This is a genomic window from Dermabacter jinjuensis, from assembly GCF_902381725.1.
Taxonomy (GTDB): Bacteria; Actinomycetota; Actinomycetes; order Actinomycetales; family Dermabacteraceae; genus Dermabacter; species Dermabacter hominis.
In genome coordinates this window covers 2,339,596-2,356,164 of sequence record NZ_LR698963.1, presented here as the reverse complement: position 1 = coordinate 2,356,164, position 16,569 = coordinate 2,339,596, and the positions used below count along the sequence as shown (strand labels likewise).

At 64.2% G+C, this 16,569-nt stretch carries 14 protein-coding genes; 7 read left to right on the top strand and 7 right to left on the bottom strand.

The genetic code is table 11. From position 1 onward, the window contains the following. The first annotated feature begins 1 nt into the window (after position 1). The 3 genes from FXY94_RS10590 to FXY94_RS10580 are packed head-to-tail and all read left to right on the top strand — an operon-like array spanning position 2 to position 3,089. Positions 2 to 1,351, top strand: a complete 1,350-nt coding sequence (locus FXY94_RS10590) for an ABC transporter permease (protein WP_016665049.1) — start codon at positions 2 to 4, stop codon at positions 1,349 to 1,351. A gap of 11 nt (positions 1,352 to 1,362) precedes the next feature. Continuing rightward, on the top strand, positions 1,363 to 1,764 hold the full coding sequence (locus FXY94_RS10585) for a cytidine deaminase (RefSeq protein ID WP_016665048.1): 402 nt from the start codon (positions 1,363 to 1,365) through the stop codon (positions 1,762 to 1,764). Between the two features lie 38 nt (positions 1,765 to 1,802). Then, positions 1,803 to 3,089, top strand: coding sequence for a thymidine phosphorylase (locus FXY94_RS10580; RefSeq protein ID WP_016665047.1), 1,287 nt, complete (start codon positions 1,803 to 1,805; stop codon positions 3,087 to 3,089). Between the two features lie 31 nt (positions 3,090 to 3,120). Here the strand turns inward: FXY94_RS10580 and FXY94_RS10575 are convergent, their stop codons facing one another. Further along, positions 3,121 to 4,251, bottom strand: a complete 1,131-nt coding sequence (locus FXY94_RS10575; RefSeq protein ID WP_016665046.1) for an NUDIX domain-containing protein — start codon at positions 4,249 to 4,251, stop codon at positions 3,121 to 3,123. Between the two features lie 64 nt (positions 4,252 to 4,315). Between FXY94_RS10575 and deoC the strand changes: the two genes are divergently transcribed. Continuing rightward, positions 4,316 to 4,996 carry a deoxyribose-phosphate aldolase gene (gene deoC / locus FXY94_RS10570; protein ID WP_040387064.1) on the top strand — a complete coding sequence of 227 codons (681 nt, stop codon included), beginning with the start codon at positions 4,316 to 4,318 and terminating at the stop codon, positions 4,994 to 4,996. Between the two features lie 3 nt (positions 4,997 to 4,999). Here the strand turns inward: deoC and FXY94_RS10565 are convergent, their stop codons facing one another. The 6 genes from FXY94_RS10565 to FXY94_RS10540 all read right to left on the bottom strand — a co-directional run bounded on the left by FXY94_RS10565 (position 5,000) and on the right by FXY94_RS10540 (position 13,767). After that, positions 5,000 to 6,739: a phospho-sugar mutase gene (locus FXY94_RS10565; protein WP_016665044.1), complete on the bottom strand. Its 1,740-nt coding sequence runs from the start codon at positions 6,737 to 6,739 to the stop codon at positions 5,000 to 5,002. Next, positions 6,736 to 7,572 (bottom strand): purine-nucleoside phosphorylase, encoded by an 837-nt coding sequence (locus FXY94_RS10560; protein WP_016665043.1) that lies wholly within the window; start codon positions 7,570 to 7,572, stop codon positions 6,736 to 6,738. The genes FXY94_RS10565 and FXY94_RS10560 overlap by 4 nt, the downstream gene beginning before the upstream one ends. Before the next feature lie 27 nt (positions 7,573 to 7,599). After that, a complete protein-coding gene (locus FXY94_RS10555) occupies positions 7,600 to 9,375 on the bottom strand; it encodes an acetyl/propionyl/methylcrotonyl-CoA carboxylase subunit alpha (RefSeq protein ID WP_016665042.1) in 1,776 nt (591 codons plus the stop codon). 75 nt (positions 9,376 to 9,450) lie between these two features. Beyond that, positions 9,451 to 11,868: a DUF885 family protein gene (locus FXY94_RS10550; RefSeq protein WP_016665041.1), complete on the bottom strand. Its 2,418-nt coding sequence runs from the start codon at positions 11,866 to 11,868 to the stop codon at positions 9,451 to 9,453. Between the two features lie 22 nt (positions 11,869 to 11,890). Then, a complete protein-coding gene (locus FXY94_RS10545; protein ID WP_016665040.1) occupies positions 11,891 to 12,184 on the bottom strand; it encodes an acyl-CoA carboxylase epsilon subunit in 294 nt (97 codons plus the stop codon). Continuing rightward, entirely contained in the window at positions 12,181 to 13,767 is a 1,587-nt protein-coding gene (locus tag FXY94_RS10540; RefSeq protein WP_016665039.1) for an acyl-CoA carboxylase subunit beta, read from the bottom strand. Before FXY94_RS10540 ends, FXY94_RS10545 begins: the two co-directional genes overlap by 4 nt. Positions 13,768 to 13,860: 93 nt before the next feature. Here FXY94_RS10540 and FXY94_RS10535 point away from each other — a divergent pair, with 93 nt between their 5' ends. From FXY94_RS10535 to FXY94_RS10525, 3 genes are all read left to right on the top strand, one after another. After that, positions 13,861 to 14,637 (top strand): biotin--[acetyl-CoA-carboxylase] ligase, encoded by a 777-nt coding sequence (locus tag FXY94_RS10535; protein ID WP_141740674.1) that lies wholly within the window; start codon positions 13,861 to 13,863, stop codon positions 14,635 to 14,637. A gap of 43 nt (positions 14,638 to 14,680) precedes the next feature. Then, on the top strand, positions 14,681 to 15,790 hold the full coding sequence (locus tag FXY94_RS10530; protein ID WP_016665037.1) for an adenylate/guanylate cyclase domain-containing protein: 1,110 nt from the start codon (positions 14,681 to 14,683) through the stop codon (positions 15,788 to 15,790). Positions 15,791 to 15,862: 72 nt separating this feature from the next. Continuing rightward, a complete protein-coding gene (locus FXY94_RS10525) occupies positions 15,863 to 16,561 on the top strand; it encodes a response regulator transcription factor (RefSeq protein ID WP_016665036.1) in 699 nt (232 codons plus the stop codon). Positions 16,562 to 16,569: the final 8 nt, after the last annotated feature.

The window sequence follows — 16,569 nt, the reverse complement described above, 5'->3', positions numbered from 1 at the left end:
GATGAGCGTTCAGGATCCCCGCGCCCTTCCCACGGACGACGTCGTCGTTCTCGACACCGTCAAGGGGCGTCTCCCGAACTGGTGGCACATGCCCGTTGCCCTGAGCGTCTTTGCGCTCGTGGCCCTCGCAGGGTTTTGCCTCGGGGCGGTCCCCGGGCACGACTCGACATTCGCAATCGCCCGCGAGTCGATGTTTACCGACATGGGGGTGCCACAGAAAATTTCGATGCCCGCGCAAGCAACCTCGCTGGTGTTGGGCCTCGTTCTCGTCGCCCTCGCGGTCCTTGCGTGGATCGTGCAGGCGAAAAACCTCGCGTGGCCGCGCGGCACGAAAGCGCTCCTGCAGGTTCTCTTCGGAGTTTTGTGGGCCTTTGACTTCCTTGTGTGGGCCGTCGCGGGTCAGGCACTCGACCTCGGCTACCTCCTCCAGGCGACTCTTGCCCTCGCGGTTCCGCTCGTGTTCGGTGCGCTTTCGGGCGTGCTGTCGGAGCGGGCGGGCGTCGTCAACATCGCGATCGAGGGCCAGCTGCTACTCGGCGCGTTCGGCGCCGCGCTCGTAGGCTCGATGACGGGTAGCCCGTGGATCGGCATGATCGCCGCGCCGATCGTCGCGCTCCTGATCGGTGCACTGCTCGCGCTCTTTGCGGTTGGTTACCACGTGCAGCAAATTATCGTCGGTGTGGTGCTGAATGTGCTCGCGATCGGCCTCACGGGCTTCCTGTTTGGAACGCTTATGAAGCAGGATCCGGAACACTTCAACACCCCCATGCGGCTGCCGAACCTCCGCGTTCCCGTTCTCGCCGATATCCCCGTGATCGGCCCCGCGCTCTTTGACCAGAACATTCTCGTGTACCTCATGTGGGTCATCGTTGCCATCCTCACGACCGCGCTTTTCTGGACCCGCTGGGGTCTTCGCGTACGTGCCGTTGGCGAGCACCCCCTCGCCGCCGACACCGTGGGCATTAACGTTGCGCGCACGCGCTGGAGCAATGTTCTCCTGGGCTCGGCCGTCGCCGGCCTCGGCGGCGCGACCCTCACCATTGGCACGAACGTGGCGTTCGCGAAGGAAATGAGCGCGGGCAAGGGCTATATCGCTCTCGCCGCCATGATCCTCGGCCGCTACCACCCCGTTGGAGCAATGTGTGCGGCGCTCTTCTTCGCGTTCGCGACTGCCCTCCAACAGAACCTCGGCATTCTCTCGAGTTCTCTTCCGCCGGACCTTCACAAGGCCACCGTGCCCTCGGAGTTCCTCGCGATGCTGCCGTACGTCGTGACGCTGTTCGCGGTCGCCGGTTTCGTGGGGCGGGTTCGCGTGCCCGCTGCCGATGGCGAGCCGTACATCAAGCAGTAGGAGCCTCGGCGATGACCGACTTCGAACCTTTGCTTGAAGCCGCGCGCGCGGTCGCTGCCCGCGCCTACGTCCCGTATTCGCACTATCCCGTGGGGGCCGCGGGGCTCGTGGACGACGGGCGCATCGTACGCGGGTGCAATGTCGAGAACGCCGGTTATGGTGTGACGCTCTGCGCCGAATGCGGCATGATCTCAGAGCTCATGGCGAGCGGTGGCGGGAAGATCCGTGCGTTCGTGTGCGTCAACCGGCTCGGCGAGGTCATCATGCCGTGCGGCCGCTGCCGGCAACTTCTCGCCGAACACGCGGCGAGCGACTTCACGATCCTGACGCCGAAAGGGGAGGCGAGCCTCGACGAGATGCTTCCCCAATCGTTCGGCCCCGCCGATCTCGATGCTGCCGCGCCCGAGGCGTAGGCGCATTTTCTCAATTGACACAGTCGAAAGGACACCCCATGGCTGAAGCATTTGATGCGGTTGATGTCATCCACGCCAAGCGAGACAAGCGCGAGCTCACGCCCGAGCAAATCGCCTGGACGATCGATGCGTACACGCGCGGTGTGATTGCCGAGGAGCAGATGAGTGCGCTCGCGATGGCGATCTTCCTCAACGGAATGAACCGCGAAGAGATTGCGCTGTGGACGAAGGCCATGATCGCTTCGGGCGAGCGGATGAGCTTCGACGCCCTGTCGAAGACGACGACCGATAAGCATTCCACGGGTGGCGTGGGGGATAAGATCACCCTTCCGCTCGCTCCGCTTGTCGCCTCCTTCGGGGTGGCTGTTCCGCAGCTCAGCGGCCGCGGTCTCGGCCACACGGGAGGTACGCTCGACAAACTCGAGTCGATCCCCGGTTGGCGCGCAAATCTCACGAACGATGAAATGATGCGCCAGCTCGAGACCGTTGGTGCGGTCGTGTGCGCGGCGGGAAGCGGCCTAGCCCCCGCCGATAAGAAGCTCTATGCGCTGCGTGATGTGACGGGGACCGTGAACTGCATTCCCCTCATCGCGAGCTCGATCATGAGCAAGAAGATCGCCGAAGGCACCGCCTCCCTTGTGCTTGACGTGAAGACCGGCTCGGGCGCGTTCATGGAAGACGAGTCGATGGCGCGGGAGCTCGCCCGCACGATGGTCGATCTTGGCTCCGATGCGGGCGTCAATACCGTCGCGCTCCTGACCGACATGTCCGTCCCGCTCGGGCGCGCGGTCGGCAACGCAATCGAGGTCGAGGAAAGCGTCGAGGTTCTCGCCGGCGGTGGCCCGGCAGACGTCGTTGAACTCACCGTTGCCCTCGCGACCGAAATGCTTGCCGCAGCGGGTGTCACGGACGTTGACGTCGACGCCGCGCTCAAGGATGGCCGCGCGATGGACACGTGGAAGGCCATGATTCGCGCTCAGGGCGGCGACCCCGACGCCGCACTCCCCGTCGCGAAGCACAGCCACGAGGTCATCGCGCAGTCCGACGGCTGTGTAACCGGCCTCGATGCCATGAAGGTCGGCGTTGCCGGTTGGCGCCTCGGTGCTGGCCGTTCGCGGCCCGGCGAAGCCGTCCAGTTCGGCGCGGGCGTGCGCCTCAACAAGACCGTTGGCGATCGCGTTACGAAGGGCGAAGTTCTCGCGACGCTCCTCACCGATACCGAGGATCGTTTTGCGCGCTCCCTCGAAGCGATCGAAGGCGCGTGGTGCATCGAGGACGTCGAGAATTTCGAGCGCGGATCACTCGTGCTCGACCGGATCGCCTAAAGAGCGAATGGGGCCCTGCCCCTTTCGCTGCTCAGCGTGCGGCGTTGAGTTTCGCGCGTAAGCGCGGAAGCACTTCGTCGCGAAACAGCGGGGCAAGGAGGTGCGCCTCGCCCGGCTGGGGGTGGATCGGAAACCACCGCACCTCTTCGATCTCTGCGTGCGCGGTGAACTCCTCGGGGCTCGCAACTTCGGGCGCGAGGAAGACATCGGAAATGAGGAGAGTACCGGCTTCGTTCGCAGCGGCGGTTTGAAAATGCCCAAGGTGCGTGAGTTTTTCCGGATCGAGGCGGAGATTGAGCTCCTCGTGAATCTCCCGCACCGCGCAGTCGAGTGGAGTTTCGCCCGCTTCGGGTTTTCCGCCCGGCTGCATGAACTTCTCTGTCCCGCGCTTGCGGACGCCGAGGACCTGCCACTCGCCTTGGGACTTGCCGTAGAAGCACACGGCAGACACCGTGATTGTGGGCGGTGCCTCGCGCGAGCGCGCGGGTTCGACGGTTGCTGAGCGAGCGTCGGCCTCCCACAGGCATTCAAGCCCGCCAAGGCGGGCGAGGGCCGGCCTGAGTGCGAGGCGGCGCATCCCGGCTCCCGCCCATGCGTCGACATCTCGACCCTGGGAACGGGCGAGTGCGAGACCGCGGCGAACGAGAGTGGGGATCGGCTTGCGCGCCTGGCGAACGTCGCGCACGAAGCGCAAGGCGAAAACGAGGGCGGCGGGACGATCGAGGACGATCGCATCCGCGAGAAGTCCGCGCTCGGCGAGGGCGGTGACGAGTTCGGCTGCGAAAATGCCTTCGGCAATGGCAAGCGGAGATTCCTCCGCACTAAAGATGCGGGTGCCCGTGCGCCGGGACTGCGAAATCGAATACGTGGGAACCTCGACCGCTCCCTCGTAGCAGAGGGTTTCAAGGGCTGCGAGAGCGTCGCCTGCGCGCCACGAGGCCGGATCGTCCCAGTCCACGATCCCAAAGGCGGAGGGTAGACCTTCTTCATCGCCGTCGCGGTAGAAGTCATCGAGATTGAGTACGGGCAAGCCTGAGTGCTCCGCAAGGCGCCCCTTGCCGCTTCCCGAAGGGCCGGAGAGAAGGACGATGCGGCGCGCGGGCGCGCCGGTGCGTGGGCGATGCATCGAGGCGGGGCTTTGGGAAATTGGGGGATGACTCACGGAACCTCATCCTATGCCCATCGGCTTTGAGAGAGCCCCGGTCGGCGCGTGGGAGAATGAACGCATGACAAATCACAACGACAACACCACCGTGTCCTACGACGAGCTGGCCGCGATGATCGACCACACGCTCCTCAAGCCCGAGTCGACTCCGGCCGACGCCGCGGCTCTCGCGCGCGAGGCTGAGAAGCTTGGCACCTACTCGATTTGCGTGTCGCCATCGATGCTCCCGATCGAGACGAGCGTCCACGTCGCGACCGTGTGCGGTTTTCCTTCGGGGCAGGTAGCGCCCGAAGTGAAGGCCTACGAGGCCGCCGATTCGGTCAAGAAGGGGGCCGAAGAGATCGACATGGTCATCAACGTGGGTCGCGCTATCGCGGGCGACAGCGACTTCACTGAGCAGGAGATCCGCGCTGTGCGCGAGGCCGCGCCGTGGCCCGTCATTCTCAAGGTCATCATCGAGTCCGCAGCGCTCAACGATGAGCAGATTGTTGCCTCATGCGAGGCGGCTAAGCGCGCGGGCGCCGATTTCGTTAAGACCTCCACGGGCTTCCATCCCGCCGGCGGTGCGAGCGCCCACGCCGTCGCGCTCATGCGCGAAACCGTGGGTGAAGACTTCGGCGTGAAGGCCTCGGGTGGCATCCGCACACTCGAAGCCGCGAAAGAGATGATCGCCGCGGGCGCAAACAGGCTCGGCCTGTCCGGTTCCGCGGCGATCCTCGATGAGCTAGAGGCGCGTTCCTAGGCTCTAGGCGCCAAGGAGCTCGCTGAGCTCCTTCTTCATAAGTTCGAGCTTCTCGGCCGCGCGTTCACGTGCGGCCGAGAGGTCGTTAAAGCTCGCGTCTGCCGCGATAGGACTGACGACCTCGAGGTAGGCCTTGAGCTTCGGCTCGGTTCCCGACGGGCGCACGATCACACGCGAGTCGTCCTCGGCAAGCAGGAACATGCCGTTTGTGGGCGGCAGGCCCGTGGTCTCGAGCGACCCCTCGGCGAGATCGCGGACATCGACCACAGGCGAGTTCGCGAGCGCGCTCGGGGGAGTCGTGCGGAGGGTGGTCATCATCTCGCCGATGCGGTCGAGGTTGCTCACCCGGATCGAAAGCTGCGAGGTGAGGTAGAGCCCGCATTCGCGCGCAAGGTCGTCAAGGAGATCGACTAGGCTCGCGCCGTGTGCTTTCGTGAGGGCGGCGAGCTCGGCGATCGCGAGAGCCGCCGACATGCCGTCCTTATCCTTGACGACATCGGGGAGCACGCAGTAGCCAATCGCTTCTTCGTACCCGAACGCAACGTTGTGTGCGCGGGCGATCCATTTGAAGCCCGTGAGGGTCTGGGTGCTCGCGTATCCGCGAGCTTTCGCGAGCGCCCCGAGGGAGCGTGAACTCACGATCGAGTTCGCGAATGCCCCCTCGACCTCGCGGTGGTCCGCAATGTAGGTCGCGAGAAGCAGTCCCAGCTCATCGCCGTGCAGCATGCGCCACACCTCGCGGCGCGGGTCATAAATGGCGGCGGCACAGCGATCCGCGTCGGGATCGTTCGCAATGACCAGATCTGCCTCGACCTGTTCGGCGAGTTTTGCCGCGAGATCGATCGCCCCCTTTTCCTCCGGGTTCGGGAAGGGAACGGTCGGAAAGTCGGGATCTGGCTCTTGCTGCTCCTTCACGCTGTGGACATCCGTGAAGCCAGCGCTCTCGAAGGCGGAGAGCATCGTCGCGCTACCGACGCCGTGCATGGCCGTGTGGACGATGCGCAGGTTCGCACGTGCGGCGCGAGCCGCACCCGTATCGGTCGCGTCGCTTCGCTCAATAATCGGGAGGATAGCCTCGACGTACTCGTCGACGAAGGATTCGGGCATCGTCTCCCACCCGCTTTCGGCGAGGGGAATGTCGCGCACCGCTCCCACGGAGGCGATTTTCGCGGCGATATCCGCGTCGGCCGGCGGGACGATCTGCACGCCGTTGCCGTCTTCACTTGCGGCGCGGCCACCCAGGTAGACCTTGTAGCCGTTGTCCCGTGCGGGGTTATGGGAAGCCGTCACCATGATGCCGCAATCTGCACTCTTCGCACGCACGGCGTGCGCGAGCACGGGAGTTGGCCAGTGGTGGGGCATCAGGATGACCTCGTGGCCGGCAGCGGTGAGGATAGCGGCGCTCGTTTCGGCAAACGTGCGGGAGTTGTAGCGCGCGTCGTAGCCAATCACGATGCGTGCCTTCCCAACGACATCGCTGAGGTAGGCGCCGATGCCTGCCGCGGCGCGCGACACGACCGCAACATTCATGCGGTTCGGGCCGGGGCCCATCGCACCTCGAAGACCGGCGGTGCCGAACTGGAGAGTTCCGGCGAAGGCTCCTTCGAGTTCGGCGAGTTCGGCCTCGTTGCCCTCCTCAGCAGCGGCAATGCGATGCTTGAGTTCCTCGCGCGTGCTCTGGTTCGGGTCATCCTCCATCCATGCACGCGCGCGGGAAGCAAGGTTTGGCTCGAGCGCGCTCATCGGTCGCTCTCCTTTGCGATGGCGTGAATGGTGCTGGACAAAAGCTTCGCGAGGCGCGGAGCCGCAGCGTGCCCTGCCTCAACGACTTCTTCGTGGTTGAGCGGCGTGGGGGAGATCCCCGCGGCAAGGTTTGTCACGAGCGAGAAGCCGAGCACGTCGAGGCCTGCTTCGCGCGCAGCCATGGCCTCGAGCACGGTCGACATGCCCACGAGGCTCGCACCGAGAACGCGCGCCATCTGGACCTCTGCGGGGGACTCGTAGAACGGTCCGCGAAATTGCATGTAGATGCCTTCGTCGAGGCCCGGATCGATTGACTTCGCGATCTCGCGCAAGCGCGGTGTGTAGATGTCGGTTTGGTCGACGAAGGTCGCACCCGTGATCGGGCTGTCACCCGTGAAGTTGATGTGATCGGTGATGAGCACGGGACTACCCGGCTTCCACTGTTCGTTCAGGCCGCCGCAGCCGTTGGTCAGCACGAGCGTCGTCGCGCCGAATTCGGCAGCGGTGCGCACGCCGTGAACCGTGGCGCTTACGCCGTGGCCCTCGTAATAGTGGGTGCGGGCACCGAGCACGAGTACGCGGGCCCCGCCGGAAATCTCAAAGATGCGGAGGGTCCCGACGTGGCCTTTGACCGAGGGCTTCTGGAAACCGGGGATCGCGTCGGCGGGAGTGCTGAACAGTTCCGTGCCGAGGAGCTCGGCTGCCCCGGACCAGCCGGATCCGAGCGTCACGGCAATGTCAATCCGCTCGATGCCGGAGGCCTCGCGCAGGACGTTTGCCGCGTCCTTGGCGAGGAGGTACGGGTCGGGTGTCATGTGTGCATTGTCAGTCATGCGACAAGCCTACCCGCGCGGGACCGCCTAATCTTCGATCGAGCAGAGTTGCGCACCCGCGGAAACCGTGGCGCCGATCTCCGCGTCGAGGTTCGTCACAATTCCGCTCCGGTGCGCAAGGATCGGCTGCTCCATTTTCATCGCCTCAAGGACGAGGATGAGGTCACCGTCGGCGACGGTTTGCCCCTCCTCGACGGCGATCTTGACGATGGTTCCCTGCATGGGTGCGCTCACCGCATGGCCGCCGGCCGAGGTACTCCGGGCGCTGCTCGTGCGACGCTTGCGGCGCTGGGGAGTGGCTGCACGAGGCGCGCGCAGAGACGCGGGAAGCGAGATCTCGACCTTGCGCCCGTCGATCTCGACGATGACGTCCTCGCGATCCTCGACGTCGTCCGTGGCGTTCGGGAGAGCGGAGGGGGTGATGTCACCCGAGAATTCCGTCTCAATCCAGCGCGTGTGCACGGCGAAGGGAGTATCCGGATCGCTCGGTGCGAATGCTGGATCGTCGACGACGAGTCGGTGGAAGGGCATGACGGTGGGAATGCCGTCGATACGGAACTCGGCGAGGGCACGACGTGAGCGCTCGAGCGCCTCCTCGCGGGTCGCACCGGTCACGATGAGCTTCGCGAGCATGGAGTCGAAATAGCCGGAAATCGAGTCACCCGTGCGCACGCCCGAGTCCACGCGCACGCCCGGGCCGAGGGGCGGTTCAAAAAGCTTGACGGGCCCGGGGGAGGGGAGGAATCCTCGCCCCGCGTCTTCGCCGTTGATGCGGAACTCAAAGGAGTGTCCGCGGGTCTGAGGATCCACGGGGGAAATTTTCTCGCCCGCGGCGATGCGGAACTGTTCGCGCACAAGGTCGACTCCCGTGACCTCTTCGGTCACGGGATGCTCAACCTGGAGGCGCGTGTTGACTTCGAGGAACGAGATGGTGCCGTCCTGGCCCACGAGAAACTCGCACGTGCCTGCCCCCACGTAGTGGGCTTCCTTCAAAATCGCTTTCGACGATTCGACAAGGCGCGCGTGTTGCTCGTCGCTCAAGAATGGTGCAGGCGCCTCCTCGACGAGTTTCTGGTGGCGTCGTTGGAGCGAGCAGTCCCTGGTAGAGACGACCTGGACGTTGCCGTGGCTATCGGCGAGGCACTGCGTTTCCACGTGGCGCGGTGCGTCGAGGTAGCGCTCAACAAAGCATTCTCCACGGCCGAACGATGCGATTGCCTCGCGAGTCGCGGAGTCGAAGAGCTCGCGCACCTCACTGAGCTCACGCGCGACTTTCAAACCGCGCCCGCCCCCGCCGAATGCCGCCTTGATGGCGATTGGGAGGCCGTGCTCCTTGGCAAAGGCGACCACTTCGCCCGAATCTTTGACGGGATCCTTGGTGCCCGCAACGAGCGGCGCTCCTGCCGCCTGGGCAATATGGCGTGCGGAGACCTTGTCGCCGAGCTTCTCGATGGCCTCGGGGCTGGGGCCGATCCACACGAGGCCAGCGTCAATCACGGCTTGCGCGAAGTCCGCACGCTCCGACAGGAACCCGTAGCCCGGGTGGATTGCTTCAGCGCCGCTTCGCTGCGCGATGTCGAGAAGCTTGTCGATCACGAGATAGCTCTGCGCGGCGCTCGCTCCGCCGAGGGCGTAGGCCTCGTCAGCGACGCGCGTGTGCAGAGCGTCGCGATCCGAGTCGGAATACACGGCGATCGATCGCAGCCCGGCGTCGCGGCAGGCACGGGCAATGCGTACGGCGATCTCACCACGATTGGCAATGAGAACCGTGCGGAACGGTCGATGGAGCGCGGGCTTAGGCATTCGGGATCCTTTTCAGGTGTCGGGCGAAGTGCTCAGCAACCTTCCGAGCATATACCGCCCGTAGACGAAAGAGCTTTACGACGAGGACGTTGGACGCCAAAGGTCAGTGATCGGGAGAGAAATCTCCGCGAGCATCCGGCGAAGAAGCGGAAGCGACAGACCGATGACCGCGTGGTGATCGCCCTCGATGCGTTCAATGAAGGGGCCGCCGTACCCGTCGATCGTGAAGGCGCCCGCAACCCACAGCGGTTCGCCCGTCGACACGTACGCGTCGATCTCGGCATCGGAAAGCTCGGCAAAATAGACATCTGTCGATGCCGTATTGCCGAACGTCGCCCCGGTTCCGCCATCCAGCGGGTCGCGATCATCGATGAGCCAGTGCCCCGAATGAAGTCGCGCCCTCTTTCCTCGCATCTCCCGCCACCTCTCGCGTGCGGCATCTGCCGTGCGGGGTTTGCCTCCGAGGGCGCCATCGATCTCGAGCATCGAGTCGCCGCCGAGAACGACATACCCACCTTCGCTCGCCGCGCACGACGCTTCGGCCTTCGCTCTGGCGAGTGTCAGCACTTGATCCTCGAAGGCCAGCTCGCCCGAGGACTCGAGTGCCGCGGCGAGAACAGCTTCCTCGTCCACATCCGCGGGCAGGGTCGTGAACTCGATCCCGGCACGCGTCAGCACGGCCTTACGTCCGGCAGACTGGGAGGCCAGGAGCAGGAGCGGTTCGTGAAGTGGGGTTCCGACGGTTGCTTGGCGGTCGTCGGCCCCTTCGCCCACCCCGGGGAGCCCGCTGTTCATGCACCGACCCCCGCTGCCGTGGGGAGCCGAAAGAGCGGAGCGCAGCACCGAAAGGGGCAGGCTGCCGAGCTCGAGCGCTTCGCGATGGAAGTCGCGAAGAGACGTGCCGCGCGCGAGAGCCTCGTCGCGCAACTGCTCCCAGACTCGCTGGCCGAGCTTGTAGCTCGGGGCCTGGCCGGCCCAACCGAGGTAGCGGTGATACTCGAAGCGCTGAATCGGCTCTTCCATGCGCCAGTGTTCGCGGACGAAGTCCCAACCGCGCTCGTAAGTCCACTGCCCGCCACCAAACTGTTCAGGAACGGGAAGTTCGTTGTGAAGACCGATATCGAGGACGACGCGGCCGGCGCGCATGCGCTGCTCCATGAGCATGCCGAGCTTTTCTCCGTCGGTTGTGAGATAGCCGAGCTCCTCCATGAGCCGCTCTGCGTACAGCGCCCAGCCTTCGCCGTGGCCCGACACCCACATGAACGACGCACGCCAGCGGTTCAGGCGCTCTGCTTGAAGCTGCTGCGTGCCCACCTGGAGGTGATGCCCGGGCACGCCCTCGTGGTACACGGTTGTGGTTTCACTCCACGTGCGGAACGTGTCAACTCCGGCGGGGGTGTCCCACCACATGCGACCGGGGCGCGAGAAGTCCTCGCTCGGGCCGGTGTAGTAGATGCCGCCCGCGCCCGTTTCAGCGATCATGCATTCCAGGCGCGTGAGCTCCTCCGGAATATCAAAGTGCGTCCCGGCAAGATCACGAATCGCCGCGTCGGAAAGCTCCTGCATCCACGCCTTGAGGTTGTCGGTGCCGTGAAGAACGAGCGACTCATCGGCATTTAGGGAGGCCATCGCGGCATCGATAGAATCGCCGCCGCCATTGCCGTAATGCGCATTCAGGCGCGAGGCTACCTGCTTCTGTTCGTCGATCAGGCGCGTGAGTTCCTCAACACCGAACTCGTATGCCTCCTCGACGTCGATCTCTTCGCCGAGGAACGTGCGCGAACCGAGCTGGTAGGCCTCGCGGCCGACGGCGTCCTTCTCGGGAGCGTTCTCCGCAAGCTCCTCAAACACCTCTGCGAGTTTCGTATAGGCCTCGCACGCGAGGTTCACATTCTGTTCAAGCTTCTCGCGGGCCGGGCCCTCAAGGCCGGATTTGGTGACGAGGGAGGGGAAGAAACCGTCGGCCTTCGTAAAGGAGCGTGACTGTTCCGCGCCAATGAGCTGCTGGCGCTTTGCCGCGAGACCCCCCTTCGACGCGGCGTATCGGAGCGATTCGGCGTAGCCCTCGACGGCCGCCGGCACGCGTGCGAGGCGCTCGCTGATCGTGTCCCAATCCTCGGCGCTTTCGTTCGGCATCATGTCAAAAATGCTGCGGATCCCTTGAACGGGGGAGGCGATGTTGTTCACGGTCGCATGCGTGAGGAGCGCGTCGTGATGCTCGAGCTCGAGGCCGAGGCGCTCCCGCATGGCTGCGCGCGTCACGTGATCGACATCGTCGCCAGGATGCTCACGCTCAACGCCGTCAAGGGCGGCGAGCGTCTCGCGCGTCAGTGAAGCACCTTTCTCAAGACCTTCTGGGGACAGGTCGTCCATGAGATGGTCCTGGCCGGGGACGCCGAGGCTCGTGGCGGTCATGGGGCTCAAAGCGATCGAGCGCTCAACAAAATCATTCGCGACGTGATCGGTAGGGCTAGGGGTGCGCTTCGTTGTCATGGCACCACTGTAGTCACGTGAGTCAGCGCTGGGAGAAAATCCAGGAGCTTTGGCCCGCGCTCGCGCGGAGGGAGTGAGCCGATCTGTGGGTGCGCACGGGAGAATTCCATGCCGAGGATGAGCCTCCTGCGCGCTCGGCGATTTCACGCTGGTGCGCCTCTTCTCGCGAAATCGCGCTCATCGCCGCGACCGCCACCGAAATGGCGGCGATTTCTTCCTCGGTAAGGCGGCCCGAGACAAGTTCGACGCTCGGGCGAGGCTCTGCTCCGTCGCTTCCGGGGAATGAGGGAGGGTTCAGCTGCTCGTGAGCGCTCACAGCGGAATGTTCCCGTGTTTCTTTGTGGGCATGGCGTCACGCTTGGTCCGCAGTGCCCTGAGCGCCCGTGTGATCGCCTCGCGAGTCTCGTGAGGTTGGATCACGCCGTCGAGAAGGCCTCGCTCAGCGGCCACATAGGGATTTGCGAAGGTCTCTTCGTACTCGGTTTGGAACTGTGCGCGAAGCGCCTCGGCGTCCTCGCCTGCTTCGCCGGCTGCTTTGAGTTCCTTTCGGTGAAGGATATTGACCGCCCCCTGCGCGCCCATGACCGCTATTTGAGCGGTTGGCCACGCGAGATTGATATCGGCACCGAGCTCCTTCGAGCCCATCACGATGTACGCGCCGCCGTACGCCTTGCGGGTGATGACGGTAATGAGCGGGACGGTCGCCTCAGCGTACGCGTACAGAAGTTTCGCACCGCGGCGAATGATGCCGCCATACTCCTGGCCCGTTCCCGGGAGGAAACCCGGCACATCCACGAACGTCAGTACCGGAATGTTGAAGGAATCGCATAGTCGAACGAAGCGTGCGGCTTTCTCGCTCGCATCGATATCGAGCGTGCCTGCGAGTTGCGAAGGCTGATTCGCGACGATGCCGACGCTGTGCCCTTCGACTCGCCCGAAACCCACGATGACGTTTTTCGCGAAATTCCCGTGGATCTCGAGGAACTCGTCGTCGAGGACCGCCTCGACCACGCTGAGCATGTCGTAGGGCTGATTCGGGGAATCGGGGACGAGGCGATCGAGGGCGCGGTCTTCCGCTCTCGGTTCGAGATCCGATTCGTCGGGATAGACGGGGGCCTCAGTAAGTGTGTTCGCCGGAAGATACGAGAGAAGGTCTCGAACGTAGTCGAGTGCGTCTGACTCATCGCTCGCCATGTAATGCGCGACTCCGGACGTGCTCGAGTGCGTGCGAGCCCCGCCAAGCTCCTCGAAGCCCACGCTCTCGCCGGTGACGGTTTTGATGACGTCGGGACCCGTAATGAACATGTGCGAGGACTTCTCCACCATCACGATGATGTCCGTGAGCGCAGGTGAGTAAACGGCGCCGCCAGCCGCGGGCCCCATGATCAGAGAAATCTGGGGGATAACGCCCGAAGCACGCGTGTTCCGCCGGAAAATTCCCGCGAAGGCCGCGAGTGACGCAACGCCTTCCTGGATGCGCGCGCCACCGCCGTCGAGGATCCCGATAATCGGAACGCCGGTGGACAGCGCGAGGTCTTGAATCTTCTGGATCTTCTTTCCGTGTGCCTCGCCGAGTGAGCCACCGAGAACAGTGAAATCCTGCGAATACACGCACACTTGGCGGCCATCGATCGTCCCGTACCCCGTGATGATTCCATCGCCATCGATACGTTTATTCTCGAGCCCAAAATTGTGGCTTTGGTGGCGCACGAAGCGATCGGTCTCGACAAACGATCCCGCATCGAGGAGTTCCTCGATGCGCTCGCGGGCGGTTTTCTTGCCGCGCGCGTGCTGCTTCTTGATCGCTGCGGCCCCCGCCTCCGTGACGGCCGCATTCTCGCGGGACCGAAGTTCGTCAAGTCTCTCGGCGGTCGTGGACCGCCTCGGGGTCTCGTTCACTCCCACTCCTGCTCCGTCGTGGCCTGGCACAATTGCTCTCGTGAGTGTACGCCATAGTGGAAAAGCGAGGCAGCGAAGAGGGAGTGAAAGGCCGTGAGTGAGCATATGCGTATCGACTACGTGGACTCCTGCACCTCAACCCTCGACATTCTCACCGAGCCGCCCTACGACACGCTCGAAGCGCCGTTCGCTCTCATGACTCTCGATCAGCGCGCCGGGCATGGGCGGCAAGGGCGGCGCTGGCAGAACCGGCCGGGAGAATCCCTAGCGCTCACACTCGCGTGGCCGCTGCCGGGCCCCGAGCGCCGAGGCTGGTACCCGCTCGCCGTGGCCCTCGCCGTTCTCGATGCGTGCGCTGAAGTGGCCCCCGGGGCCGTATTGCCCCGCGTGAAGTGGCCAAACGACATTCTCTCGCTCTCAGGCGAGAAGATCGCGGGAATTCTCGTTCGTCTTGACCGTGGGCGTCTTCTCGCGGGAGTTGGCGTCAATCTCGTGGGGGAGATTGAACGGGGGCGCGAGGGATTGGAGAAGGCGCAGACGCTTGCGAGCATGGATGCTTTGTACGGTGGAGTTCTCGCCGATGCAGATGGGCGCTGCGAGTTTGGCGCCGTGCTCGCGCGAAAAATCGCGCGCATTTTCGCACTTGTCGATCACGGCGGAGAGGACTTCAGACACCTGCAGAGGCGGTATGCTGTGAACTGCCTCACTGTGGGGTCGTCGGTTGTTGTGACGACACCGGCGGGTGCCACCTATAGCGCGAGGGCGCTCGGCATCGATCCAGTGGGCAGGCTGCTCGTCCACAATGCCGATCGAGGTCACCACGCTCTCGATGCCGCCGACGTCCATCTGGCGCGGCCGAAGCAAGTGTGAGCACCAGGAGATGCGGGATTCGAGGACAGAACGAAAGGACCCGATGAGTACCGTCCACGATCGTGAGGAGCCCAACGCATACGTCGCAGGCGACGCCGTGCCGAATGAGCTCAACGAACGCTTCGCGCGCGTGCGTGGCGCCATCGGTGCACTCGAGCGCTCCCTCCTCGACGGCGAACGCGAATACTCCAGGCGGGATCTCGAAGAAGACTTCAACGTTGACCGGCAACTCAGTACCGACTATTGGCGCGGACTCGGGTTTTCCAACGTCGCTTTCGACACGACCGTCTTCACCGAAGACGATGCCGAAGCGATCGCCGACCTCGCCGCTCTCGTCAACGACGGCACCTTGAGCGACGACGCATTTGTCACGATTGTTCGCGGGCTCGGCTTTCATATGGGGCGCCTCGCGATGTGGCTCACCGAAGCACTCGTCGACGATGCCAAGCAACGCCACGGCATGAGCGACACCGAAGCGCGCATGCGCATGCTCGAGAGCGTTCCGCAGTTCGTCGAAATCTTCGAGCACCAAGCGATCCACGTGTTCCGTCGCCAAATGTCGGCCTACACAGCGCGTGCCGGCGCAGAGATTCTGCGTACCTCGACGAGTGAATGGGACGACGATTCTCTCCCGCTCCCGCGCGCCGTCGGCTTCGCGGACCTCGTCCAGTTCACGCGCCTCGCCCAATCGATCGATGGCATCGAGCTTGCGGAGGTCATCAGGGATTTCGAGAACCTCACACGCGACGTCATTTCCGACGGCGGCGGGCGCGTCGTCAAGACGGTGGGCGACGAAGTCATGTTCCTCGCCGATACCCCGGAGGACGGCGTCAGAATCGCGCTGTCGATCTCCGAAAACATCAAGCGTCAGCCGTCGCTGCCCAACGTGCGCGTGGGCCTTGCGTGGGGAAACATGTTCTCCCGCTACGGGGATGTGTTCGGCCCCAAAGTGAATCTCGCGGCGAGGCTCGAAGGTATCGCCGAACCGGGTGCGGTCGTGATCGACGGCGAGACGGCGGATCTGGTCGACCGCGCCTTCCCCGGCGGATTTACGCGCGTAGCCGAATGGACAGAGGAGCTTCACGGGATCGGCGAGACTGCCATTGTGAGGGTCGAACGGGCTGCGGCCTCGCTCATCGAGCGTCACTCGTGAGAGAGTAGAGAGTCGCTTGAAGGTCTGCGCTTCTCACAGCGGGGACACACGCACTCGGGTAAGGATGACTTCGTGACACGACTACTTCTGGTTGAAGACGATTCGGCGATTGCAGAGCCCCTCTCGCGAGCCCTCGACCGCGAAGGCTATTCCGTTGTGAGAGCGTCGAGAGGAATTGACGCCCTGACCATCGCCGCGAGCGAGGACCACATCGACTTCGTGATTCTCGATCTGGGTCTACCCGACATCGACGGCCTCGAAGTATGCAGGAGGCTTCGCAAAGGTGGCCTCGAGGCCCCCGTTCTCATTCTCACCGCGCGAGCCGACGAGGTCGACGCGGTTGTGGGTCTCGACGCTGGTGCCGACGACTACGTGACTAAGCCCTTCCGCCTCGGTGAGCTCCAGGCCCGTATCCGCGCCCTCCTTCGGCGGACCCAGGTCGCAGAAGACACGAGCTCGAACGTGTACGACATCAACGGGGTGAGCCTCGATCCATCCGCGCGCCGCGTGTACGTCGACGGCGAGGAGCTCTCCCTCAGCGCTAAAGAGTTCGATCTTCTCGCGGTACTCATGCGCGAAGCAGGAAGCGTCGTCACTCGCGACGACCTCATGCGGGAGGTGTGGGGCGCCGAGTGGTGGGGCTCCACAAAAACGCTCGACATGCACATTTCGTGGCTGCGCCGCAAACTTGGCGACGACGCGACAAGTCCCAAACGCATCACCACCATTCGCGGCGTGGGTTTCCGCTTCGAAGACACCGACGCCCACTAAGGCGCGCT